The 995-nt window shown below is 68.0% G+C and carries 1 protein-coding gene; it reads right to left on the reverse strand.

All coding sequences use genetic code 11. The features are described from left to right. A partial coding sequence (locus NP3_RS00490; RefSeq protein WP_157123962.1) for a condensation domain-containing protein occupies positions 1-995 on the reverse strand: 995 nt, incomplete at both ends.

Below are 995 nucleotides of genomic sequence, written 5' to 3' on the forward strand. Positions count from 1 at the left end.
AGCGTATTGCCGAACACCACGTCCGACCGTCCGGTCAGGACGGCCACCAGCAACGCCCACGCCACCTGCAGGGCCGTGTTGGCAGTGACACCGTGCGAGCGGCCCAGCTCGAGAATCGCGGCGGTGGTCCGGGCGTCCAGGTTCAGGCCGACTTCCCCGGCCTGGGTGACGGTCCGATCCGGCCCGCTCGTGACCCGCGTCGGACTGTCGATTCCGGCGAGCATCTCGCGCCACGCGGCGGTCGCGGCGTCGCGATCCTGAGACTGTAGCCACTGCAGATACTCTCGGTACGAACGAGGCGGCGCGAACTCGGCGGTATCGCAGTCGGATGTGTACAGCGCGAGCAATTCGTGGATCAGCAGGGGCATCGACCAGCCGTCCAGCACGAGATGGTGGTTGGTCACCAGCAGCTGGAACATATCGACGCCGGTGCGCACGAGATGGAAACGCACCAGCGGCGGTCGCGCCGGGTCGAACGGAGCCGCAGCCGCAGCCGCGAGTCGGCGAAGTGCTGCTGGCTGCTGGTCGACATCGGTGAGACTCGACTCGTCCCAGTCGACCTCGGTGTCGCGCAACACGATCTGACGTGGCCCGTCGGCACTCTCGACGAACGCGGTCCGCAGACTGTCGTGCCGGTCGATGAGCGCCTGCGCGGCCCGCCGCATCCGCTCCCCATCCACCTGCCCGGCAAACGTCAGCGCCGCCTGCACGATGTAGCCGTCGTCGCCGTCCCGGTCGTAGATCGTGTGGAACAGCAGCCCGGACTGCAGGGCGGTGAGTGGCCACACATCGGTCATCGACGGGTATTCCCGCAGCCAGTTGTCGACATCGTCCTGCGATACCGCGGTGAGCGGGAAGTCGGACGGAGTGAAGCCGGGTGTGGTGTCGGACCGGACGTGCTCGGCCAGCGCCCGCAGAGCTCGAGCCCACAGCCCGGCGAGTTCGTCGACCTCGTCGCCACTCAACACCCGTGAGGCGAACTCCCAGGTCGCGTC

Origin of the sequence: Nocardia pseudovaccinii NBRC 100343, assembly GCF_001613225.1 — a bacterium.
Taxonomy (GTDB): domain Bacteria; phylum Actinomycetota; class Actinomycetes; order Mycobacteriales; family Mycobacteriaceae; genus Nocardia; species Nocardia pseudovaccinii.